The 22536-nt window shown below is 64.2% G+C and carries 23 protein-coding genes; 10 read left to right on the top strand and 13 right to left on the bottom strand.

The window, feature by feature from the left end:
- Positions 1–39 precede the first annotated feature (39 nt).
- Complete coding sequence (locus tag E6C48_RS13195; protein ID WP_136357912.1) at positions 40–813, bottom strand: peptidoglycan-binding domain-containing protein; 774 nt, start codon at positions 811–813, stop codon at positions 40–42.
- Positions 788–2533, bottom strand: a complete 1746-nt coding sequence (locus E6C48_RS13190) for a sensor histidine kinase (RefSeq protein ID WP_136357910.1) — start codon at positions 2531–2533, stop codon at positions 788–790. Before E6C48_RS13190 ends, E6C48_RS13195 begins: the two co-directional genes overlap by 26 nt.
- 503 nt (positions 2534–3036) lie before the next feature.
- Here E6C48_RS13190 and E6C48_RS13185 point away from each other — a divergent pair.
- Together E6C48_RS13185 and E6C48_RS13180 are read left to right on the top strand one after the other, a co-directional pair.
- Complete coding sequence (locus E6C48_RS13185) at positions 3037–3363, top strand: DUF5330 domain-containing protein (RefSeq protein WP_136357908.1); 327 nt, start codon at positions 3037–3039, stop codon at positions 3361–3363.
- A gap of 119 nt (positions 3364–3482) precedes the next feature.
- Positions 3483–3911 carry a SufE family protein gene (locus E6C48_RS13180; protein ID WP_136357906.1) on the top strand — a complete coding sequence of 143 codons (429 nt, stop codon included), beginning with the start codon at positions 3483–3485 and terminating at the stop codon, positions 3909–3911.
- Positions 3912–3924: 13 nt separating this feature from the next.
- Here E6C48_RS13180 and E6C48_RS13175 read toward each other — a convergent pair whose 3' ends face one another.
- Positions 3925–4620: a DUF6456 domain-containing protein gene (locus E6C48_RS13175; protein ID WP_407940987.1), complete on the bottom strand. Its 696-nt coding sequence runs from the start codon at positions 4618–4620 to the stop codon at positions 3925–3927.
- A gap of 120 nt (positions 4621–4740) precedes the next feature.
- Positions 4741–5055 carry a helix-turn-helix domain-containing protein gene (locus E6C48_RS13170; protein WP_230978754.1) on the bottom strand — a complete coding sequence of 105 codons (315 nt, stop codon included), beginning with the start codon at positions 5053–5055 and terminating at the stop codon, positions 4741–4743.
- A 301-nt stretch (positions 5056–5356) separates the two neighbouring features.
- On the opposite strand from E6C48_RS13170, the gene E6C48_RS13165 reads away from it, so the two are divergent.
- Positions 5357–5725: a cytoplasmic protein gene (locus E6C48_RS13165; RefSeq protein WP_206086501.1), complete on the top strand. Its 369-nt coding sequence runs from the start codon at positions 5357–5359 to the stop codon at positions 5723–5725.
- Positions 5726–5767: 42 nt separating this feature from the next.
- On the opposite strand, the gene E6C48_RS13160 is transcribed toward E6C48_RS13165, so the two are convergent.
- Positions 5768–6193, bottom strand: coding sequence for a MucR family transcriptional regulator (locus E6C48_RS13160; protein ID WP_136357902.1), 426 nt, complete (start codon positions 6191–6193; stop codon positions 5768–5770).
- Positions 6194–6595: 402 nt separating this feature from the next.
- On the opposite strand from E6C48_RS13160, the gene E6C48_RS13155 reads away from it, so the two are divergent.
- On the top strand, positions 6596–8713 hold the full coding sequence (locus tag E6C48_RS13155; RefSeq protein ID WP_136357900.1) for a S9 family peptidase: 2118 nt from the start codon (positions 6596–6598) through the stop codon (positions 8711–8713).
- Between the two features lie 4 nt (positions 8714–8717).
- On the opposite strand, the gene E6C48_RS13150 is transcribed toward E6C48_RS13155, so the two are convergent.
- The 4 genes from E6C48_RS13150 to E6C48_RS13135 form a co-directional block, all read right to left on the bottom strand.
- On the bottom strand, positions 8718–9665 hold the full coding sequence (locus E6C48_RS13150) for a cytochrome c (RefSeq protein ID WP_136357898.1): 948 nt from the start codon (positions 9663–9665) through the stop codon (positions 8718–8720).
- A gap of 8 nt (positions 9666–9673) precedes the next feature.
- The gene (locus E6C48_RS13145; RefSeq protein ID WP_136357896.1) at positions 9674–10114 is read right to left on the bottom strand and encodes a c-type cytochrome; all 441 of its coding nucleotides are present in this window, start codon (positions 10112–10114) and stop codon (positions 9674–9676) included.
- Between the two features lie 162 nt (positions 10115–10276).
- Complete coding sequence (locus E6C48_RS13140) at positions 10277–10879, bottom strand: superoxide dismutase (protein ID WP_136357894.1); 603 nt, start codon at positions 10877–10879, stop codon at positions 10277–10279.
- Between the two features lie 99 nt (positions 10880–10978).
- The gene (locus E6C48_RS13135; RefSeq protein ID WP_136357892.1) at positions 10979–11857 is read right to left on the bottom strand and encodes a branched-chain amino acid aminotransferase; all 879 of its coding nucleotides are present in this window, start codon (positions 11855–11857) and stop codon (positions 10979–10981) included.
- 320 nt (positions 11858–12177) lie between these two features.
- Here E6C48_RS13135 and E6C48_RS13130 point away from each other — a divergent pair, with 320 nt between their 5' ends.
- Positions 12178–12978 (top strand): L,D-transpeptidase family protein, encoded by an 801-nt coding sequence (locus tag E6C48_RS13130; protein ID WP_136357890.1) that lies wholly within the window; start codon positions 12178–12180, stop codon positions 12976–12978.
- 39 nt (positions 12979–13017) lie between these two features.
- Here the strand turns inward: E6C48_RS13130 and E6C48_RS13125 are convergent, their stop codons facing one another.
- Positions 13018–14559 (bottom strand): helicase HerA-like C-terminal domain-containing protein, encoded by a 1542-nt coding sequence (locus E6C48_RS13125; protein WP_136357888.1) that lies wholly within the window; start codon positions 14557–14559, stop codon positions 13018–13020.
- Positions 14560–14742: 183 nt separating this feature from the next.
- Between E6C48_RS13125 and E6C48_RS13120 the strand changes: the two genes are divergently transcribed.
- The 4 genes from E6C48_RS13120 to E6C48_RS13105 all read left to right on the top strand — a co-directional run bounded on the left by E6C48_RS13120 (position 14743) and on the right by E6C48_RS13105 (position 18985).
- Positions 14743–16182 (top strand): methylmalonyl-CoA mutase subunit beta, encoded by a 1440-nt coding sequence (locus E6C48_RS13120; RefSeq protein ID WP_136357886.1) that lies wholly within the window; start codon positions 14743–14745, stop codon positions 16180–16182.
- A complete protein-coding gene (gene scpA / locus E6C48_RS13115; protein WP_136357884.1) occupies positions 16179–18305 on the top strand; it encodes a methylmalonyl-CoA mutase in 2127 nt (708 codons plus the stop codon). Before E6C48_RS13120 ends, scpA begins: the two co-directional genes overlap by 4 nt.
- 72 nt (positions 18306–18377) lie before the next feature.
- On the top strand, positions 18378–18599 hold the full coding sequence (locus E6C48_RS13110; protein WP_136357882.1) for an AbrB/MazE/SpoVT family DNA-binding domain-containing protein: 222 nt from the start codon (positions 18378–18380) through the stop codon (positions 18597–18599).
- Positions 18596–18985 carry a type II toxin-antitoxin system death-on-curing family toxin gene (locus E6C48_RS13105; protein WP_136357880.1) on the top strand — a complete coding sequence of 130 codons (390 nt, stop codon included), beginning with the start codon at positions 18596–18598 and terminating at the stop codon, positions 18983–18985. Before E6C48_RS13110 ends, E6C48_RS13105 begins: the two co-directional genes overlap by 4 nt.
- A 2-nt stretch (positions 18986–18987) precedes the next feature.
- Here the strand turns inward: E6C48_RS13105 and greA are convergent, their stop codons facing one another.
- A complete protein-coding gene (greA, locus tag E6C48_RS13100) occupies positions 18988–19461 on the bottom strand; it encodes a transcription elongation factor GreA (protein WP_136357878.1) in 474 nt (157 codons plus the stop codon).
- 105 nt (positions 19462–19566) lie between these two features.
- Between greA and E6C48_RS13095 the strand changes: the two genes are divergently transcribed.
- Entirely contained in the window at positions 19567–20943 is a 1377-nt protein-coding gene (locus E6C48_RS13095; RefSeq protein WP_136357877.1) for a TIGR03808 family TAT-translocated repetitive protein, read from the top strand.
- Between the two features lie 12 nt (positions 20944–20955).
- Here the strand turns inward: E6C48_RS13095 and E6C48_RS13090 are convergent, their stop codons facing one another.
- Together E6C48_RS13090 and E6C48_RS13085 are read right to left on the bottom strand one after the other, a co-directional pair.
- On the bottom strand, positions 20956–21960 hold the full coding sequence (locus E6C48_RS13090) for an asparaginase (protein ID WP_136357875.1): 1005 nt from the start codon (positions 21958–21960) through the stop codon (positions 20956–20958).
- A gap of 30 nt (positions 21961–21990) precedes the next feature.
- A complete protein-coding gene (locus E6C48_RS13085) occupies positions 21991–22530 on the bottom strand; it encodes a DUF488 domain-containing protein (protein WP_230978753.1) in 540 nt (179 codons plus the stop codon).
- Between the last annotated feature and the right edge of the window lie 6 nt (positions 22531–22536).

The following is a 22536-nucleotide window of genomic DNA, read 5'->3' as shown; positions in this document are numbered from 1 at the left end:
TAGCCGCATCGCATGCAGCCTGCGAGTGGAAAGGCGCCGTCAGTTGGTCAGGCCGATCTCGCGCATCTTGTTGTAGACGACCTCGTCGGGCTCCCCCGTCTCGGGCAAACCGAACAGCGCCTGGAATTCCTTGATGGCGGCTTTCGTCTGGGCGCCGACCATGCCGTCCAGCTTGATGCCGTCGTTGCCGAAGGCCTTGAGCCCCGCCTGTATCTTGATGATGCGCGCGTCGCCCTGGGGTGCGGGCGCAGTCGTTGCTGCCGGCGCGGGCGGCGCGGAAGCTGCCGGATCGCGCGGCGTCGGATGCGGCACGGAAGCCGTGGTGGGCGCCGCGCCGAGCTGTTCCAGGAGTGCATCGTCGATCCCGCCGCTGGCGAGCCCGACTTTCTGGCGATAGGCATCGATCGCCTTTTGCGTGTTCGGCCCCTGGAGCCCGTCGACCGTCCCGCCATAGAAACCGAGGGTCTTCAATATGCCCTGGACCTGCTCGACCACCGGATCGCTCTTGGGCGCGGAAGCGGCAACCGGCGACGGGGCCGGCCGCACGATGTTGATCGTCGTCTCCGGCTCGTCCGGCACCATGCTCGGAAAACTGCCGATGCTACGGGTGGCGAAGAAGGCGCCCGTATGCGGAAACGGCTGATACCAAAGGGCGTTGGCCGAGACGTAGAACAGCGTCACCAGGAAGGCGGTCGAGCCGCCCACCAGAACGGGATTGGCCGCCACAAGGCTACCCAACGCGACGGCACTGCTGCCGAAGGCGCTGCGCCGCCTGCGGGGAGCCCGCTTAGGCGGTCTTGCGGAGCGTGCCATGAGAATCGTCCCTCTTTTCCGTCCTTGCCGGCATCGGCAGGACGACAGGCTCGTCGGCTGCCTGCTTCGGCCCATCCAGCGGCAGGCTGATCGAAACCTTGGTGCCCTCCCCCGGCGCGCTCTCGATCGACATCGTGCCCTCGTGCAACGCGACAAGACCCTTCACCAGCGACAGGCCGAGACCGGTGCCCTCGAAGCGGCGCGTATAGTCGTTCTGTATCTGCATGAACGGCTTGCCGAGGCTGGCAAGATCGTGCTCGGCGATGCCGATGCCGGTATCGCTGACCGCAAAATGCAGGCGCGAGCCGACGCGCCGGGCATCGACGGTGACGCTGCCGCCGGCGGGCGTGAACTTCACCGCGTTGGAAACGAGGTTGATGAGGATCTGCTGGACGGCGCGGCGGTCGGCGTTGATCTCGCCCAGGTCCGCCGCAAGATTGGCATCCAACGCGATGTCCTTGGAGCCTGCCTGATGGCGCATCATCGACTGGCACATCTCCACGGCATCGGCGAAGCGGAACGGCTCCGGCTGGACCCGATAGGTGCCGGCCTCGATGCGCGACACGTCGAGGATGGAGGTCACCACATCGAGGAGATGCTGGCCCGATTCGCGCACCAGCCCGACATATTCCTTCTGGCGCTCGTCCTTGAAGGGTCCGAACATCTCATGCAGCAGCATGTCGGAAAAACCGAGGATGGCGTTGAGCGGCGTGCGCAGTTCGTGGCTGACGGCGGCGAGGAAGCGGCCCTTCGCCACATCGGCGCCGGCGGCAGCCTCCCGGGCGGCGGCCAGCTCGTCACGGAGCCCTGCAAGCTCACCATTGGCGCGCAAAAGGGCAACGAACGTGTCCGAATCTCCGGCTCGCATAAGGTCCAGCGCGAAGGGCCGATACTGGTCGCCGTGCCCGTCCGTTGCAGCGCGCGGCATGCGAAGGCGCAGTTCCAGCCTGCGCAGGTCCGCGCCCTCGCGCAGGTCCGCCAGCGCACTGAGATAGGCCACCCGGTCGGCGATATGCACCCTGTCGAACAGGCCGTTCCCCGCCAGCAGGTCCGGCGACAATCCCAGCAACGGCTCTGCCTTGGTCGATGCCTCCAGAACCTCACCCGTACGCGCAAAGCGCAGGACCACCGCGTCGATGACGTCCTCCAGCGACGTTTCGGCAGGATGTCCGGCGTCACGGCCAAGGTCGAAATGCGCCATGCGCGGAACCAGCGACAGCCCCCAGGCAATCGGGATCAGCCAATGCCATGCAGCGGGAGAAGCCGCAGCCAACGGCAGGAGCGGCGCGAGAGCGAATTGCAACACAATAGCGATTGCGGCGGCCACGGCCGCGCCAATCACTGCGCGGCGCGTGCCGAACACCCAGGCCGCTTCTATCGGCAGCGCCAGAGCCAAGAGGGCGACCGGCGAAGCCAGACCGCCGGCAAGGGCAATCAGGCAGGCCAGGCCGATGCTCGCCGCGCCCGCGGCCAACTTCGACGGCAGCGCCAGGCTCCCGCTGGACGAAACCAGCAGGGCAACAAACCAGCAGGTGCCGAACGTGGCGAAGATGGCAAGGAGCGCCATGTCGGCGCCGAGGCGTGCGGCGCTCAATGTGACTGCCGCGCCCGCTGCAAGAAAAGGCGCGGCCATCGTCACGCCGATGAAGCGCCGTTGGGTACGGCGCTGCGGCTCGCCCGCGACGCAAGGATGAACGAGCCGCTCGCAACCCGCGGCCATCGCGTTGCACAAGTCAACGATTCGGGTCGGCAAGGAACTCAACGCAACGCACTCGCATCTGTCTGCTTTGCAGATCGCTTTTGGTTAATCCGAAACTCGCATCCAGCCTTTAAAGAAACGATAAGGCCGGACCACCGAGCCCGGCCATCCCGGCAAATATCGGCACGGCGATCGGCAAAAGCCCGACCGATTGCCGCCATAGTAAATGGCAGGTTAGCCGCCCCTTTGCCCGCTGCCACCACGACAATGCGCAAGCGCGACTGTGCGATCTATAATTTTATCAATATAATCAGTATCTTATATGGTTACTTTTAAGTAAATAAATGTCCTTGAGCAAGGATCGGCGAGAAAGGGGTAAAGGCGGGGTTTCCCGGTTCGATAAAATTTGAAGAAAATTGTCGCGCGCCGGTCAAACGCCTTTTCGTGTGTCCATGTCATCATGGGGACCAATCAGGAGGCCGCACCGATAGCCGTGCGTCCCGTCACAACGAGAGGGCAGTCACATGGGTTTTCTGATCAGGGCCGCATTCTGGTTTTCACTGGTGCTTCTGGCGCTGCCGCTGGGCACGGGCTCGGATGAAGCCGGGCAGCCGAGCGTCGGGCCGCTGCAGGCGCTGGTCGCCGCCCGCGACGCCGTCGGCGACATCGCGGCAATCTGCGAGCGCAAGCCCGACGTCTGCGCGACAGGCAAGTCCGCCATGCACACGATCACCGTCCGCGCCATGGAAACGGCGCGGATCGCAGCCGAGATGCTGGACGACGACACCGCCCAACAGGCAGCTACGCTGGACGCGAAAACCGTCACCGGCAGCGTACCGGCAAAGAACTGACAATTTCCGCTGCGGGCCCTGGCTTCAGGGCAGCGCCGTCGCAGGCCGCCTCCCCTCTCGGCGCCTGCGGCGTTTTCTTTTTCCGTGACGCGGCGCAGCCGCCTCACTATATCCGGGCAATGGCCATTACGATCCAGACGATCCACGACGATTTCTCCCTGCTCGATGCCTGGGAGGACCGCTATCGCTATGTGATCGAACTCGGCGAGGCGCTGCCGTCCTTCCCCGAGGCCGAGCGTACACCGGCCAACAAGGTACCGGGCTGCGTCAGCCAGGTCTGGCTGACGACGGAGACCGGCTCCGGCGACAATCCACCGCTGACGTTCCAGGGCGATTCCGACGCCCATATCGTGCGCGGTCTCGTCGCCATCATGCTGGCGCTGTTTTCCGGGCGAAAAGCCAGCGAGATCCTGTCAACCGACGCCGAAGCGACGTTGAAGGCGCTCGGGCTCGACGAACATCTTTCACCGCAGCGCGCCAACGGCCTGCGCTCCATGGTCAAGCGCATCCGGCGCGACGCGGAAGCAGCACTCCGGCAGACTGCCTGAGCACGAACCGCCGTCAGTCTATCGTCGGCCGGTAGTCTGGCGTTCCCCAGTGCAAGGTCTGCGGCCGGCTCGTTTGCTTCGGCGGACAATAGTGGCGCCCGAGCGCGGCGAGCGCGGTCTTGAGGACGATCTTGGCAGAGCGGACCGGCCAGCCACGTTCGCTTTCGACCAGTTCCAGCCCTTTCAGGAAGCAGCAGACGTCGATCAGCACGCCTGACAGTTCGGGTCCGACCGCGGCTATGGCCTTCTCAACCCGCTGCCGCGCGGCAAGGGCCGCGTCCGTCAGGTCGGCCATGCCGCCTGCACCGCCGCGCTTACCCGAAGAGACGCTGGCGATCCAGTTGGCACCCAGTCTCTGCATGATCCGGCCGCGCGTATAGTCGACACGCAACCGCTCGCCGGCCCGGTACTCCTCCGGTGTCAGGAACGGCGTGCCGTCCTTGGCACGGCGTCGGGCGAGCTGGCCCAGCGGCGATTCCGACAGGTTTGCCAGAACAGCCGGCGCATCCGGCTCTCCTTGAAGAACCACGACGCCGATATCGCGCTGCCGCTCTGCGGAGCGCATGGCCAGCAACCGCTTGGCAAGGGCATGGCCTTCATCCGACAGGCCGACGGTGTGCGAAGCCCGCACAACGACGCCGCGAGACGCCAGAAGATCGATGAGATCGCCGGCCACGGCGATGGCGCCGCGTTCGCCGGCCTCGAGCAACAGTTTCGTCCCGCTCGCCGCCGGCCGCATCGATGCCGGCCCGGGTGACAGAAAGCGCAAGACGCGCCGGCCCGCGTCCGGCGTGGAAGTTGCATGCTGCATGATTGAAGGTCCCGAGGCTCAGATATCCAGCCGGCTGCGGAAAGCCGCGTGCGCGATCCGTTCCAGCGTCAGCACGACGCGGTCGAATTCCAGGTCGTCGCGCATGTCCTCGATCACCTGGCAGGCGTGCGCGACCGTGGTGCGGTCACGACCGAAGCCCCGGCCGACCTCGGCCTGCGTCAGCCTGAGCACCACATGGGCGACATACATGGCAATCTGGCGGACGCGCGATGCGGTCATGGAATTGCGGCCGGCGCTGCGCAGTTCCTTGCTGGATACGGAAAAGAAGGCCGCGGCGATGTCGATCAGGCATTCGCACATCTCGATCGCCACTTCATCCCGCCGCTTGGACGTCGGATGGAACCCATCGGGGGCAGCACGGTCGGGAAGCCTTTCAACCGGCGGCTCTTGACGAAGGATCGAAGGCGTCGAATGCACGGAACTTCCTCCATTAGGAATAAGTTCCTTTATATTTCCTGACAGCCTTCATGTGAACATAGAGAGAACATTTATTCGGCGCGGTGCGCTCTAAGCCTTTGTTACAAATAAGCTTTATTTCTTCCCACGGAATTCCGGCATCGCCGATATCCCCGCTTCCACTACCGCTCCGATAGTTGACGCCTGGCTGAACGGGATGGCGGGCATGGGACGACTGGAAGAGGAGGCGAAAGCCTTCGGCAGGACGAAAACCGAAGAAGAGGATCAGGCACGACAACGGGTGGCGCTCAGCCTGCTGTGCGGCATCGACATCGCCGATACTTTCGCAGCATCGCCTGAAAGCCGAACCAGGCTGATCCGTCACATCGAGCGCCTGATCGAGCGCGAACGGCTGAAAGGGATGCGTCGGCACTGGGGTTACGACCTCAACCGGCACATAGCCCTGAAGCAGGTTCTCGATCGGCTGTGCGGGCGCCCGGCCAGGAGCGCCTCGTGCCGAAACAGGGCGGATGGCGCGATCAGAAGATGGACAGGCAAACGAAAACGGCGCCCGAAGGCGCCGTGATCGATAACAAGGCCCGACAAGCGGGCAGGCGGAACCGCGTGGCTATCTGCCTTTGCGCTTGCGTCCCAGGCCCATCTTCTTGGCCAGTTGCGAGCGGGCCGCCGCGTAGTTGGGCGCCACCATCGGATAGCTCGGGTCCAGGCCCCACTTCTCGCGATACTGGTCCGGCGTCATATCGTAATGAGTCATCAGGTGCCGCTTGAGCGACTTGAACTTCTTCCCGTCCTCGAGACAGACGATATAGTCGTCATGCACCGACCGCTTCGGATTGACGGCCGGCTTCTGCTTATCGGCCACCGGCGGCTCGCTGCTGGTGCCGACGCGCCCCAGAGCGGCATGAACATCGGCGATCAGGTTCGGCAATTCTGCCGCCGGAACGGGATTGTTGCTGACATAGGCCGCCACGACGTCGGCGGTCAATTCGATCAGCATGTCGCTGTTTCGAGGAGGTGTTTCGGCGATATCCATCTCTATAGGGTCCCAACGTGAGTGTGTTTTTCTGCCCGTTCGTCCATCGTCGGGCTATTTTCATGTCGCAGGATAAAGGCCTTACGACCCACAGTACGGCCCTTTCATGAACCGGATGATCTGACAAGTCAATTGATCTAGAGAATTATAGACAGGGTCGTATAGCCAATATTTCCAAGCGTATTCGTTCTTGGCTCCCTAATATAACGCCGCGTCTCGACTTGGCGGCTTATTCAACCAGCGTGATAGAGCGCAGGTCACCAAATACAACCGCCTCCGATCCCGCCAGCCGGCAATGCCTGGAAATCCGTCGCACTCGCCCTGTGCTTCGACGCCGGGCCTTGAACAAGGCGCCGAGGCGTGTTCATTCGATGCTCAACCGAACCAGCACAGCGAATTGCCATGTCCCGCAAGTCCGTCTTTCCGCAAGCAGCCGCCCCGCAGGCACAGAAGCGTCCGGTTTCGCAGACGCACCATGGTATCACCCAAACGGACGACTATGCCTGGATGCGCGCGGACAACTGGCAGGACGTATTTCGCGACCCTTCCCGGCTCGATCCGGAAATCCGCGCCCATCTGGAAGCCGAGAATGCCTATCAATCCGCCATGATGGCCGATACGGCAGATCTTCAGAAAGTGCTGTTTTCCGAAATGAAGGGGCGCATCAAGGAAGACGATTCGTCCGTGCCGATGAAGGACGGGCCTTACGCCTATGGCTCTTCCTTCAAGCTCGGCGGCGAGCAGCCGCGTTATTTCCGCACGCCCCGTGACGGCGGCACCGAGCACATCCTTCTCGACGGGGACGTGGAAGCGGCCGGCAAGCCCTATTTCCGCCTCGGCGGCATCGACCATTCGTCGGACCATGCCAGGCTGCTTTGGGCGTATGACGACAAGGGCTCGGAATTCTTCACGCTTCGCGTGCGCGATCTGGCGAGCGGACAGGACCTGGCGGACAGCGTCGCCGACAGCGGCGGCTCCGGCGTCTGGGCGAAGGACAATGACGGGTTCTTCTATGCGCGGCTCGATGCCAACCACCGCCCGTCGAAACTGCTGTTCCACAGGCTGGGCAGCGCCGGGCAGGACGATCACCTTGTCTATGAGGAAGCGGACCCCGGCTTCTTCATGAATGTCGGCGGCACGCGCGACAACCGCTGGATCCTGATCGCCATCAACGATCACGAGACGTCGGAATACAGGCTGCTGCGCTCGGATGATCCGCTCGCCGAGCCGAAGCTGGTGGCAGGGCGCGAAACCGGCCTGCAATACGACCTTGAGGACGGCGGCGACGTCTTCTTCATCCTGACCAACGCCGATGGCGCTGAGGATTTCAAGATCATGACGGCGCCGGTCGATGATCCTGCGCGCGCCAACTGGCGCGAACTGGTGGCGCACGAGCCGGGCCGGCTGATCCTGTCCGTCATCGGCTTCAAGGACCATCTTGTGCGGCTGGAGCGCAAGGACGGCCTGCCGCGCATCGTGGTGCGAGAGAGGGCGAGCGGCGCCGAGCACATGATCGCCTTCGACGAGGAAGCCTATTCGCTCGGCCTGTCGGGGTCCTACGAATACGACACCGAGGTGATGCGCTTCACCTATTCGTCGATGACGACGCCGGCGCAGGTCTTCGACTACGATATGCGCACGCGCGAGCGCACCCTGCTCAAGACGCAAGAGGTGCCCTCCGGGCACGACCCGGATCGCTACGTCACGCGCCGGCTGATGACGCCGGCCGAGGACGGTGAACTGGTTCCCGTTTCGCTGATCTATCACAAGGATACGCCGCTCGACGGTTCGGCGCCCTGCCTGCTCTACGGCTACGGCGCCTATGGAATCACCATCCCGGCCGCCTTCAACACCAACTGCCTGTCGCTGGTCGACCGCGGCTTCGTCTATGCGATCGCGCATGTGCGCGGCGGCAAGGACAAGGGCTATGGCTGGTACGAAGACGGCAAGCGATCCAGGAAAACCAACACTTTCACGGACTTCATCGCCGCCGCCCGGCATCTCGTCGGAACCGGCTATACGGCGCACGACAGGATCGTGGCGCAGGGCGGCTCAGCCGGCGGCATGCTCATGGGCGCCATTGCCAACATGGCGCCGGAGGCCTTCGGCGGCATCGTCGCGGAAGTTCCCTTCGTCGACGTGCTGGCGACGATGCTGGACGCCACGCTGCCGCTGACGCCGCCGGAATGGCCCGAATGGGGCAATCCGATCCAGTCGGAAGCCGACTACCGCCTGATCGCCGGCTATTCGCCCTATGACAACGTGGCCGCACTTGCCTATCCGCCTATCCTGGCCGTCGCCGGCCTGACCGATCCGCGCGTCACCTATTGGGAGCCCGCGAAATGGGTGGCGCGGTTGCGCGAGCGCAAGACGGGCGACAATCCGGTGCTGTTCAAGATCAACATGGAATCGGGCCATGCCGGCGCATCCGGCCGATTCTCGCGGCTGGAGGAAATCGCTTTCACCTACGCCTTCGCGCTCAAGGTAACAGGCCGCATGGAGGCCAGGCCGTTGGGCTGATTCCTCAGCCTTGCGGCTTGCGCGGCGGATAGCCGTTGGGGTGCGGTGGGATGGCCTTCAGATAGGCGGCGATCGCCGCCCGATCCTCCGCAGGCAGTTCGGCCATATTCTGCTGCACCTCGACCATCGCGCCCCCGACCGAATCGAAATCGGGCGTCAGCCCGTTTTCAAGATAGGATGCGATGTCTTCGGCCGACCAGTCGCCGATACCGCCCTCGCCCGAAGTAATGTTGGGCGCAATGCCGTCACCCTCGGCGGCGACAGCGCCGGCCAGCCATTCAGCCTTCTTCGGCCCGCCGGCAAACTCGCGCGGCGTGTGGCATTCGCCGCAATGGCCCGGTCCTTCCACAAGGTAGCGCCCGGCGACGACCGCCTCAGGGGCGTCGGCCGGCAGGTCGATCACCGGCCTGTCATCGAGGTAGGCGAGCTTCCACAAGCCAATGCCGCGCCGGATGTTGAAGGGAAAAGATAGTTGATGGCCGGGTGCCTTGCCGGAAACAGCAGGCAGCGTCTTCATGAAGGCATAGAGATCGGCCACGTCCGACGGCTTCATGCGGGCATAGGACGCATAGGGGAAAGCCGGGTAGAGATGCTCGCCGGAGGGCGAAACGCCCTTCAGCATGGCGTTGGCGAAATCCTCCATCGACCACGCGCCAATGCCGTCCCTCGTGTCCTGCGAGATATTCGGAGCGACGAAGGTGCCGAACGCCGTTTTCAGTTCAACGCCGCCGGCAAGCTCGAACCGGGCATCGCCTTCCGCTTTCGCTCCGGCGTGGCAGGAGGCGCAACCACCGGCGAAGAAGATTCGCTTGCCCTTGGCCGCATCGCCTGCGCCCAGCTTGGCGATCGTGTCGGCGTCCAGTCTGACGGGCGCCGACAGGAACCAGCCGGCGACCGCGGCGGCGGCGCCGAGGATCACGACGGCGCCGAGAAGCTTGCCGGCCCGACCCATAGGGAAGGTCAGCCCTTCTTGATGCGATAGGTCTGGTGGCAGGCGCCGCAATCCTTGGCAATGGTGCCGAACGGCCCCTTGAGGGCGTCTACATCGGCAGGAGGAGCAGCAACCGCCGCCTTGACGTCTGCGAGGAACTTGTCTTCGGCGGCGTTGAACCCCGCCTTGTCTTCCCAGATCTTCGGCGCGGCGGTGGTGTCGCGGCCCTGCTCGCTGCCGACAGGGAACAGCGCCTCGGTGTCGAATTTCTCGGCATTCGCCTCCAACCCCTTCAACGCATCGAGGACGGCGGCTGCGTCGAAGGCCTGCTCGCCCTTCACCACCTTGGACAAGGTGCCGACGAGCTTGCCGCGTTCCTTCATCAGCGCCTGCCTGTCCGCAATGGGATCGGCGGACGCTGCGGCGCCGGTGAAGGCGAGCATGGAGATGGCGATGACAAGCTTTCTCATTCAGGAGGCTCCACAGTTGACGGTTGAGGACCGTATCCGGCCCCAGACGTCAACGAAAGACTGTACCCTGAAATTCCCGCCACTTTCACGCGAGCGTGAATTTTCGTCTTCCCGATGCCTGAAAAGAAAAAGCCCCGGACTTGCCGGGGCTTTCCTGTGCGATCAGCCACGCGCCTTTTCGTAGAGCTCGAGGACATGATCCCAGTTGATGAGATTGTCCACGAAGGCTTCGAGGTATTTCGGCCGGGCGTTGCGATAGTCGATGTAATAGGAGTGCTCCCATACGTCGACGCCGAGGATCGGGCTCGCGCCGTGAACCAGCGGGTTCTCGCCGTTCGGCGTCTTGGAGATGGCAAGCTTGCCGTCCTTGACCAACAGCCAGGCCCAGCCGGAGCCGAACTGCGTGGTGCCGGCGGCGATGAAGTCGGCCTTGAACTTGTCGTAGCCGCCAAGGTCGGAATCGACCGCCTTCTGCAGCGCGCCCGGCAGCTTGTTGCCGCCGCCGCCCTTCTTCATCCACTTCCAGAAGTGGATGTGGTTGTAGTGCTGGGCGGCGTTGTTGAACAGGCCGGCGTTCTTGCCGAACGACTGCTTGACGACCTCCTCCACCGACAGGTCACCCATCCCGGCTTCTGCGGCCAGCTTGTTGCCGTTGTCGACATAGGCCTTGTGGTGCTTGTCGTGGTGATACTCCAGCGTCTCCTTCGACATATACGGCTGCAAAGCCTCGTAGTCGTACGGAAGGGCGGGCAGTTCAAAAGCCATGGTGCTACTCCTCAAAAAAATCCGGTGTCTACCGGAGAAAGATAGGTCGGCTACGGCCGGGGACAACGCCGGGCCGGTGCGCGATTGCGTTTTATCCGGTCATCCGGCGGAAGTCGAATGCGCCCATTCCCAATAAAGCTCGCGCGCCTTCTTGGCGACGGGGCCGGGCTGCAGGTCGCGGTTTTCGATGCGGGTGATCGGCACGACCTTGGAATGATTGCCGGTGGAGAAGATTTCATCGGCCTCGAGGAAATCACGCACCGTGAGCGTCTTTTCGATGGCGCGGAAGCCGTAATCGCCGAGCAGCGCCATGGTGCGGGCGCGGGTGATGCCGGACAGGAAGGTGCCGTTGGCCGCCGGCGTCAGGACATGGCCGTCCTTGACCAGGAAAATGTTGGACGATCCCGTCTCGGCGACGTTGCCCAGCATGTCCAGCACCAGCGCATTGTCGAAGCCGCGCCCCTTGGCCTCCATGATGGCGCGGCCGTTGTTGGGATAGAGGCAGCCGGCCTTGGCATTGGTCGGCATCGTCTCGATGGTGGGCCGGCGGAAGGGCGAGACCGTGACGGAAAAGCCGCTCGGCGCAATCATCGGCGCTTCATAGAGGCACAGGCAGAACCGCGTCGAGTCCGGGTCGGCCGGTACGCCCATATAGCCGCCGTGCTCGGCCCAGTACATCGGCCGGATATAGACCGCCGTCTTGCCGTCGAACTTCTTCAGCCCGTCCCAAGTCAGGCCGACGATTTCCTCCGGCGACATGGTCGGCGCCAGACCGAGCGCAACGGCCGAGGCGTTCACCCGCCTTGCGTGAAGGTCGAGGTCCGGCGCGACACCCTCGAACCAGCGGGCGCCGTCGAAAACGGTCGAGCCGAGCCACATGGCATGGCTACGCGGCCCGATGATCGCCACGTTCCCTTCGTGCCAATCGCCATCCACATAGGTCCAGGTCGTCGTCTGCGCGGCTGTTGCCAGGGTCATCGCTTCATCCCGTTCGCGTTGGCGCACATTGGAAGGCGCTTGGCCGTCCGCGTCAACCGGCAAGGCCGTGGAATCGTTGGGACAAGCGGCGCAAGCTTTCGGCTGACTGCCGATGGTTCCTGGCCATTGCACACCTCACTTTGGCGCGAGCGTTGCGGATCGGCCACAGTCACGGCCTCTTTGCGGCGCAAAACGGCTTTGATCGCCGGCTTGCCCACCTTCTGGCCAAAATCGGCAAGACTTATCGCCGCCTCTCATGTGATGAGGAAGGAGCGGGGTCGGCTCATATTCTCTTCGACCCGGAATTCGGAAAGGCCACCATGCTCAAGACGATTTTTGCCCCGCCTGCGATGACGCGCCGCGGCTTTCTTGGCACGGCAGCGCTCGGCGCAGCCTCGGTAGCGCTGGCGGGATGCACGACCGTCGGCTCGCAACCGCCGCCACAGCCACAGTTGCCGCGTGAGCCGGACCTGCCTGATTATGCGACCATGTACGGCCCAATCGAGGACGAAGGGTTCCAGATTCCGGCGGTTCCCTACCAGAAGATCGACCCGCAATTCCTGCGACAGATCGTCGACGACCCGACCGGCCAGAAGCCCGGGACCATCGTGGTCGATACAACGAGCCACTTTCTCTACCTGGTGCGGCCGGGCGGCCAGGCGATTCGCTACGGTGTCGGACTTGGACGCGCCGGCTTCGAATGGTCCGGCAATGCCGTGGTGCAATGGAAGCAGAAATGGCCGAAGTGGACGCCGCCGGAGGAGATGATCGCCCGCCAGCCGGAACTCAGGAAATACAGCGCCGACAACGGCGGCATGCCGGGCGGGCTGAAAAATCCGCTGGGCGCGCGCGCGCTCTACCTGTTCCAGAACGGCCAGGACACGCTCTACCGTCTGCACGGCTCGCCCGAATGGACGTCCATCGGCAAGTCCGTCTCTTCCGGCTGCGTGCGGCTGATGAACCAGGACATCATCGATCTCTACGGCCGGGTGCCCGGCAAGGCGACGGTGATCGTGACGCCCAACGCCGAATCGGCGATCGCGGCGACGTCTTCCAGACGCGCCATCCCCATCGATGCCGGGGTGCCGCAGGACGCCGAACTGCTCGGCCCCGCCTATTGATCTGATGGCGGCGCCGGATACGCCGGCGCCTCAGCCCTGTTAGCGGCCGCGCGACAGGCTGCCCAGAATGCCGCGTACGATGGCGCGGCCAAGCGAAGAGCCGACCGAGCGCACCACCGACTTGATGGCGGCCTCGGTGACGGTCTGGCGGTTCGACGGGCGTGGCGCAGGGCGGCGAGGCTGGGACGGAGCCGGCGCGGAACCGCCACCGTCGAAATCCGGCAAGGTCCAGCGCGAGCCGCCGCTCTCCCGCGCCTTCTGTTCGGCCGCCTGCGCTTCGGAAGCCTTCTTCTGCAGCATCTCGAAGGCCGATTCGCGGTCGATCGTCTCGTCATATTGCCCGGCCACGGGACTGGCGGCGATCACCTTTTGCCGCTCCTGCGGCGTGATCGGCCCGAGCCGCGAGGACGGCGGCCTGATCAGCGTGCGTTGCACCATCGAGGGCACGCCTTTTTCCTGAAGCGTGGAAACCAGCGCCTCGCCGGTGCCGAGCTGGGTGATGGCCGTGGCGCAATCGAAATCCGGATTGGGCCGGAAGGTGTCGGCGGCAGTGCGCACCGCCTTCTGCTCGCGCGGCGTATAGGCGCGCAGCGCGTGCTGCACCCGGTTGCCGAGCTGCGCCAGGACCGTTTCCGGCACGTCGAGCGGATTCTGGGTGACGAAATAGACGCCGACGCCCTTCGAGCGAATCAGCCGAACGACCTGCTCGACGCGGTCGATCAGCGCCTTCGGCGCATCGTCGAACAGAAGGTGCGCCTCGTCGAAGAAAAAGACCAACCGCGGCTTGTCCGGATCACCAACCTCAGGCAGCACCTCGAACAGTTCCGACATCAGCCACAGCAGGAAGGTGGCGTAGAGCCGCGGGTTCATCATCAGCTTGTCGGCGGCCAGCACGCTGATGGCACCACGGCCGTCGCGCGTGGTGCGCATGAGATCGGAAATGCGCAGCGCCGGCTCGCCGAAGAAATTTGCCCCGCCCTGCTGTTCCAGAATCAGCAACGAGCGCTGGATGGCGCCGACCGACTGCTTGGTGACGTTGCCGTAGCGTGCGCCAATCTCGTCGGCACGCCCGGCGATGTTGGCCAGCAATGCCTGCAAGTCCTTCATGTCGAGCAGCAGCAGACCTTCCTCATCGGCGATGCGGAAGGCGATGTTCATGACGCCTTCCTGCGCCTCGGTGAGGTTCATCAGCCGCGACAGCAGTAGTGGTCCCATTTCCGAGACGGTGGCGCGGATGGGATGGCCCTGTTCGCCGAACAGGTCCCAGAAAATGACCGGGAATTCCTGGAATTCGTACGGATCGAGCCTGATTTCGCTGGCGCGCTTGAGAAGGAAATCCTGCGCCGTGCCCATCATGGCGATGCCGGACAGGTCGCCCTTTACGTCGGCACAGAACACCGGCACGCCGGCGTTCGAAAAGCCTTCCGCCATTATCTGCAAGCTGACGGTCTTGCCGGTGCCGGTCGCGCCTGTGACGAGGCCGTGCCGGTTGCCGTAGCGCAGCAGCAGTTCCTCGGGCTTCTGGTAGCTGTCGTCCGGCTTGCGGCTCGCGCCCAGGAAAATGCCCGTGTCTTGCGCCATCTATTGGCCCTTCTGCCGTGCCGCCGCTCAAGGCCGGCGATTTGCCGCAGGGTATACTGACGCTCGTGTGAAAATCAAAGGCATGGGTGCAACCTTCGGTGCCTTGGTTGCATTGCGATATGGTAACAGGAACCGTAGAGTGGTGCCGTCCAGGCTGGTGCGGCCGGCAGACAGGAAGAACGGATGAGCGCCGAGGCCTCGATCGATATAGATGGGCAGAACACGGAGCGGCAGCGCTGGCTGGCGCTTGCCGAAAAAGCGTTGGCCGGCGCCTCCTTCGAGGACCGGCTGGTTTCCCACACCGACGACGGCATTCGCGTCGAACCGCTTTATGGCCGGGCGGTCGATGCAGCACCCTGCCTGCGTAACAATCCGGCACAACCGTGGATCGTCAGCCAGCGTATCGACGACCCTGATGTGGACCGCGCCATCGCGCAGGCGAGCGAGGACCTCGCGCAGGGCGCCACCGGCCTGTCTCTCGTCTTCGAGGGGGCGCCGAACGCTTTCGGCTACGGCCTGCCCGGCACACCGCAGACACTCGAGCGCGTACTCGCCCAAGTATCCCTCAATCAGGTTCATCTGCGGGTCGACGTCCATCCCGTCAGCCGCGCCATGGCGGACGAACTGGTGGCGGTGCTGACGAAGCGGCGCGCCGATCCCTCCAAGCTCAGCCTCTCCTTCGGCATCGATCCGGCGGCGATCTTCGCGGGCACCGGGCGGCTGCGCATGTCGATCGAGGCGTTGCAGGCGTCGATGCCGCAGTCACTGGCGCACTTCTTCGCGCTCGGCGTCCCCGGCATTCTGCTGGAGGCGGATGGGCGCGTCTTCCACAACGCGGGGGCGACTGAAGCGCAGGAACTGGGCATCATGCTCGCCTCTGCTGTCTCTCACCTCAAGCTGTTCGAGGAGGCGCGCCAGGCGCTCGTCTATGCCGCGCCGCATATCGGTTTCGCCCTGTCGGTGGACCAGAACCAGTTCCTGTCCATGGCCAAGATCAGGGCGTTGCGGCGCCTGTGGGCGCGCATCCAGGAGGTCTGCTCCATTCCGGCATCCGCAGCCGAGGTCCATGCCGAGACGTCCTATCGGATGACGACGGCGAAGGACCCGGAAACCAACATCCTGCGCAACACGATCGCCTGCTTCGCCGCCGCCACGGGCGGTGCCGATTCGATCTCGATCCTGCCGCATACGATCGCGCACGGCCTGCCGGCCGGCTTTGCCCGCCGCGTCGCCCGCAACACGCAGCTTGTCATGGCGCGCGAGAGCCATATCGGCTTCGTCGCCGACCCCGCCGCCGGCTCGGGCGGCATCGAGGCGCTGACCGAGAGCCTGTGCGAAGCCGCATGGGAGGAGTTCCAGCGCATTGACGCCGAGGGCGGCGTTCTTGCCAGCCTGCGCGACGGTCACATCCAGACGCGGGTGAAAGCCGCGCGAGAAAGCCGCGCCGAGGCCCAGCGGGCGGGCGGCCGCCCCATCGTCGGCACCACCTTGCATCCGTTGCATGGCGAATCGCCGGTCGAAACGCTCCGCGCCGAAAAGCATGCCGCCCCGAACGACGGCGTGGTGTTCTGCGAGGCCATGGTGCCCATGCGTCTCGATCAGCAGATGAGTGAGACGCCATGATCCCCGATTTCAGCAATATGAAATGGGAAGCGTCGCATCGCGCCACCAGCCTGTCCACCGGCGCGTCATGGCAGACGCCGGAAGGTATTCCGGTCAAGCCTCTCTATGGCGAATCCGACCTCAAGGGCCTGCCGGACCTCGATACGTACCCCGGCCTGTCGCCCTTTGTTCGCGGCCCCTATCCCACCATGTACGTCCAGCAGCCGTGGACGATCCGGCAATATGCCGGTTTCTCGACGGCCGAGGAATCGAACGCCTTCTATCGGCGCAACCTGGCCGCCGGTCAGAAAGGCCTGTCGATCGCCTTCGACCTCGCCACCCATCGCGGCTATGACAGCGATCATCCGCGCGTTGCTGGCGACGTCGGCATGGCGGGCGTGGCCATCGATTCCATCCTCGACATGCGCCAGCTTTTCGACGGCATCCCGCTCGACCAGATGACCGTTTCCATGACCATGAACGGCGCGGTCCTGCCGATCCTGGCGCTCTACATCGTGGCTGCCGAAGAACAGGGCGTGGCGCAGAAGGATCTCGCCGGAACCATTCAGAACGACATTCTGAAAGAGTTCATGGTGCGCAACACCTACATCTATCCGCCGAAGCCTTCGATGCGGATCGTGTCGGACATCTTCTCCTACACGTCGCGCAACATGCCGAAGTTCAATTCGATCTCGATTTCCGGCTACCACATGCAGGAAGCGGGAGCGACGGCCGACCTCGAGCTTGCCTACACCATCGCCGACGGCATCGAATACACCCGGGCCGGCGTCGCCGCCGGGCTCGACATCGACCGCTTCGCGCCGCGCCTCTCCTTCTTCTGGGCGATCGGCATGAACTTCTTCATGGAAGTCGCCAAGCTGAGGGCCGCGCGCCTTTTGTGGTCGGAACTGATGGCGAAGAATTTTGCGCCGAAGGACCCGCGCTCGCTGTCGCTGCGCACCCATTGCCAGACCTCCGGCTGGTCGCTGACGGCGCAGGATCCCTACAACAACATCGTGCGCACGATGATCGAAGCGATGGCGGCGACGCAGGGCCACACCCAGTCGCTGCACACCAATTCCTTCGACGAAGCGCTGGCGCTCCCTACAGACCATTCGGCGCGCATCGCCCGCAACACGCAGATTATCCTGCAAAAGGAATCCGGCACGACACGCATCATCGATCCGTGGGGCGGTTCGGCCTATGTCGAGCGGCTGACGCACGACCTTGCGCAGCTTGCCATGCGCCATATCGAGGAAGTCGAGAAGCTCGGCGGCATGGCGGCGGCGCTGGAAAAGGGCATTCCGAAACTGCGCATCGAAGAGGCGGCGGCGCGCACGCAGGCCCGCATCGATTCCGGCGAGCAGACGCTGGTGGGCGTCAACGCCTTCCAGCCGGAAACGGACATCGAGGTCGACGTGCTCAAGATCGACAACGCCGAAGTCCGTGCCCGGCAGTTGTCGAAACTTCAGCAACTCAAGGGCACGCGCGAGGTCGCTGCCGTCGAAAGCGCGCTGGACGCCCTGACCCGCGCGGCGCAAGGCAACGAGAATCTGCTGGAGTTCGCCATCCGCGCAGCGCGCGCCAAGGCGACAGTTGGCGAAATCTCCATGGCGATCGAAAAGGCCTTCGGCCGCCATGTCGCCACCGTGCAGACGATTTCCGGCGTCTATCGCAAGGCGCTGGGCGAGAACAAGAGCTTCGACCGGTTCGAGGAAAAGCTCTCGGCCTTCGAGAAGAAGACCGGCGGCAAGCCGCGCATCCTCGTCGCCAAGATGGGACAGGACGGCCACGACCGCGGTCAGAAGGTGATCGCCACCGCCTTCGCCGACCTCGGTTTCGACGTCACCGTCGGTGCCATGTTCCAGACGCCGGAGGAAATCGCCCGGCTGGCGGCCGAGAACGACGTGCACGTCGTCGGTGCCTCCTCGCTGGCCGCCGGCCACCTCACCCTCATTCCGGAACTGAAGGCTGCGCTGAAGAAGCTCGGCCGCGAGGATATTTTGATCGTCGCCGGCGGCGTCATCCCGCCGCAGGATTTCGACGCCGTGCGCGCCGCCGGAGCCGTCGAAATCTTCCCGCCCGGCACGGCGATCCCGGAGGCGGCGGAACGCCTGATCGAACGGCTGCTAACTGGGTCATGATGCCGTTATAATCATCGTCGCAACATTTGGCGCTTACCGTTATAATTGCCGTTACAACGTGAGATCGGTGTCATGAATACGACCATTCGCAAGATCGGCAATTCCGAAGGAATCATCCTGCCCAAGGAAATCCTCGAGCGCCTGAATCTGCGTGCCGGAGATACGTTGGAAGTGGCCGAAACGAAGAACGGCCTATCTCTGACGCCGGTCGACAATACTTTCGAGCGGCAGATGGCGGCCGCACGTGAGGTCATGGACAAATACAAGGTCGCGCTTCAGAAACTCGCAGAATGAGCTGGGAGTTTCTGACGCGGGCCGTTGTCGAGGCCTTCCATGCTGAACAACTACGTCGACACGGGGGCGCAGTTGGTTTGCGGGACGCAAATATCTTGGAGTCCGCCCTCGCCCGCCCCGAGAATAGGGCGACTTACGGCACGCCTACCGCTCATGAACTCGCTGCCGCCTATGTCTACGGACTTGCGCGCAACCACGCCTTCGTTGACGGGAATAAACGCACGGCGATTGTCGCTGCGGGTGCTTTCCTGCTGCTGAACGGCTATGGGCTAACGGCGAACGACGCCGAGCTTTATACGTTCACAATGGGAATAGCCGCCGGCGAAATTGACGAGCCCGGCGCCACGGCATTCTTCCGGGACCACGCTGTGCCGATAAAGCTGTAAGCTCACTCCCTCGTCGTCAGCTTGACGATTTCCCATTCCTTGCCGTTGACGGTGACGAGGTCGCCGGTGCCTTTGCCGAACAGCGCCTGGGCCATCGGCGAAACGTGCGAGATCGAGCCTTTGGCCGGATCGGCCTCGTCCTCGCCGACGATCTTCCAATGCACCTTGCCGCCGTCTTCACCTTCCAGCGTGACGCCCATGCCGAAACGCACCACGTCGCTATCTGCTTCAGGCACGGACAGTTCGGCACTTTCTCGACGAGCCGTCCAGTAGCGCAGGTCACGCGAGGCCGTGGCCAGACGTTCCCGGTCTTCCTGCCGCTCGCCCTTGCCGAGTTCCTTGCGCAGCCTTTCCAGTTCGGCTTCAATCTGCGCCAGCCCGCGCTCCGTCACCAGGTTGCGGTGCGGGGAGATCGGCCGTTCGCCGATGTCGGCAATAGCCTCGTTGTCTTCTTCGCGGGTGAAGGCTCTGCTCATGGCAGGAGCTTAGGCCGTCCCTCGATCCGCCACAAGCCATGCCGGGAAAGGCCGAAGCTGGCACGTTTCCTGCGCCGCCAAGACAAATCGCCGGAAACTGTGCCAATGTTGAACAGACGTGCCCTGCTTGCCGGTTGCGCCAGCCTTGCGGCAACCGGCTTTCCGCTTGCCCGGGCGGCGGCAAAGAGCCTTGGCACGATCGAAACCGCGTCTTTGCGCGGCTCGATCAGCGCCACGGATCTGGGCGTGCGGCCCGGCACGTCCGACGACCAGAGCAAGGCATTCTCGCGCATGCTGCATGATGCGGCCAAGCGTGACCAGCCGATCTTCCTGCCTGCCGGCACCTATGTCGTGTCCAATCTTTCGCTGCCCGGCCGCGTGCGCCTTTCCGGCGTGCCGGGCGCCACGCGCATCGTCTATGGCGGTGGCGGCCATTTCATGCGCGGCGAGCGGCTCGATCACCTCGAACTCACCGGGCTGGTGCTGGACGGCACCAATCAATGGCTGGCCGACTATACGGAAGGCCTGCTGGACCTGCGCGGTGCCGCTTTCCTTGCTGTCGACAAATGCAGCGTCACCGGCAGCGCCAAGAACGGGCTGGCATTGGAGCGGGCAGCCGGTCGCATAGAGCGGACGACCGTATCCGGCGCCGCCGATGCCGGCATCTGGTCGGTCGAGGCGGCCGGGCTGACCATTTCCGGCAACACCATTTCGGACTGCACCAATGGCGGCATCCTCGTGCATCGCTGGCAGGCGGCAGAAGACGGGACGATGGTGACCGGCAACCGCGTCGAGCGCATCGGCGCGCGCAATGGCGGTACCGGGCAGAACGGCAACGGCATCAACGCCTTCCGCGCCGCCAACGTCGTCGTTTCAGGCAACCTCGTCTCGGATTGCGCCTTCTCCGCCATTCGCGCCAACAGCGCCAGCAACATCCAGATCAACGGCAACACCTGCCTGCGGTCCGGAGAAACGGGCCTTTATTCGGAGTTTTCCTTCGAGGGCGCAGTCATCGGCAACAACATCGTCGACGGCGCGGCCAACGGCATCTCCATCGTCAATTTCAACGAGGGCGGCCGCATGGCGGTGTGTTCGGGCAACATCGTGCGCAACCTTTCGACCGTCGGCCCCTACCCTGCCGAAAACGGCGGCTTCGGCACCGGCATCAGCGTCGAGGCCGACACCACCGTCACCGGAAACGTCGTCGAGAACGCACCGCTTTCCGGCCTGCAACTCGGCTGGGGACCCTTCCTGCGCAACGTCCTCGCCAGCGGCAACGTTATCCGCAAGGCCGGTACGGGCATCGTCGTCAGCGTCGTCGAGGGCGCCGGTTCGGCCATCATTTCGGACAATGTCATCGATGGCGCCCAGCATGGCGCCATCATCGGCCAGCGCTGGGCAGACCCGGTGACCGGCGACCTAGCGATGCTGGGCAATGCCGGCTACGCGCACCTCACGGTCGAGCGCAACCATGTGAGTTGACGACTGGGAGCCTCAGGCGAGCGCCCCGGCAGGACGCAATGCGCCGACCTTCAGGCCCTTGCGATTTTCCAAGGCCGGATTGGCGAGTTCCGTCAGCTTCGCCGCCAGTGTCCCGTCGGTCTTGAGCAATTTGCTCAGTACCGCCGCGACCATCACTTCTGCGCCGCGGCTGGCACCATCGTCGCATTTCAGTGAAATACCCACGCCCAGTTCCGGCACGGCGGCACAGTAGACGCCCTCCGCACCGGTCTTGACGAAGATACGGCCGGGCGCGGCCTGCATCAGCGCGACGTCGGCGCGGTCGGTGCCGGCGACCAGAAAGGGTTCGGCCATGCAGGCCTTGAGCAGCCGTTGCGCTGCCTTCGCGCGCTCGGGCGGCAGGCCCTTTCCCGTCACCATGCGGGCGAAGCCGAGGGCGTAGCTGCGCAGCGGCACGGCATAGGTCGGGATGGAGCAGCCGTCCGTGCCGCGATGCTCGGCATCGTGGACGGCGCCGGTAACGCTCTCCATCGCCTCGCGCACCATCTCCTGCTCAGGATGGCCGGCCGCGACATAGCCGCGATGATCGATACCGAGATGCCGGCAGGTGCAGAGAAATCCCGAATGCTTGCCGGAGCAGTTGTTGTGCAGCGCGCCGGGCGAGCCGCCGGACCGGGCGAGCGCAATCGTCGCCTCGTGATTCGAGGGCCAATGAGTGCCGCATTCCAGCGCGGTTTCGTCTAGGCCGGCCTTTGCCAGCATGGAGCGCGCCAGTTCGACATGCTCCGGCTCGCCGGAATGGGAAGCACAGGAAAGCGCCAGTTCCTTCTCGCCGAAACCGTAGGCGTCCGCCGCGCCGCTTTCGACGAAGGGCAGCGCCTGGATCGCCTTGACGGCGGAGCGCGGGAAGACAGGGCGTGCGGTGTCGCCGATCTCCAGCAGCGGCTTGCCGTCCGCCTCATAGACGGCCACCGCGCCGCGATGGGCGCTCTCGACCACATTGCCGCGGGTCACTTCGACCAGAACAGGGTTTGTCATCGTTGATGCCCGGGAATGGAATTCGGAGACTTATTCCTGCAACGGTTCGGCTGGATAGACAAGCCGGTCCGGCGACTGGCAGCGGGCGCCCGGCGTCATGGTGGCCGGCTCCATACGGTCGTCGCCCATGAGATGAAAGACCGTCTCGCCGCCGCACAGAAGGTAGTCCGCGACGATGCGGCGATGGCAGCGCCACCAGACGGCCTCCGAGCACATCATCGCCGTTCGCCGCCGTCGACCGAGCGCGACGAGCGCCTCAAGGCCGGTGTGGAAGCGTTCGCCCAGCGCATAGTCGGCGTAGTTATGAAAACTCCGGTTGACCCAGAAGGCGTTGGTCGTCTCGGGAACATCGCCTGCCTTTCCGCGCAGCCCGCCGAGCTCGGCAATATGCTCGTAGCCGATCTGATAGGGAGCGAGGTTCTCGCCTAGCACGTCCTTGTTGTATTGCGGATTGGTGCGCGAGCGCGGCACGGTGCGAATATCGGCCACCATCTCCACCCCAGCGACCCGCAGGAGGTCGACGAATTCCGGGATCGTGCGGGTCGAATGGCCGATGGTGAAGAACGGCAAAACCGT

The sequence above is a fragment of the Ollibium composti genome (assembly GCF_004801285.1).
Lineage (GTDB): Bacteria > Pseudomonadota > Alphaproteobacteria > Rhizobiales > Rhizobiaceae > Mesorhizobium > Mesorhizobium composti.
This window is presented reverse-complemented; position numbering and strand designations above follow the sequence as displayed.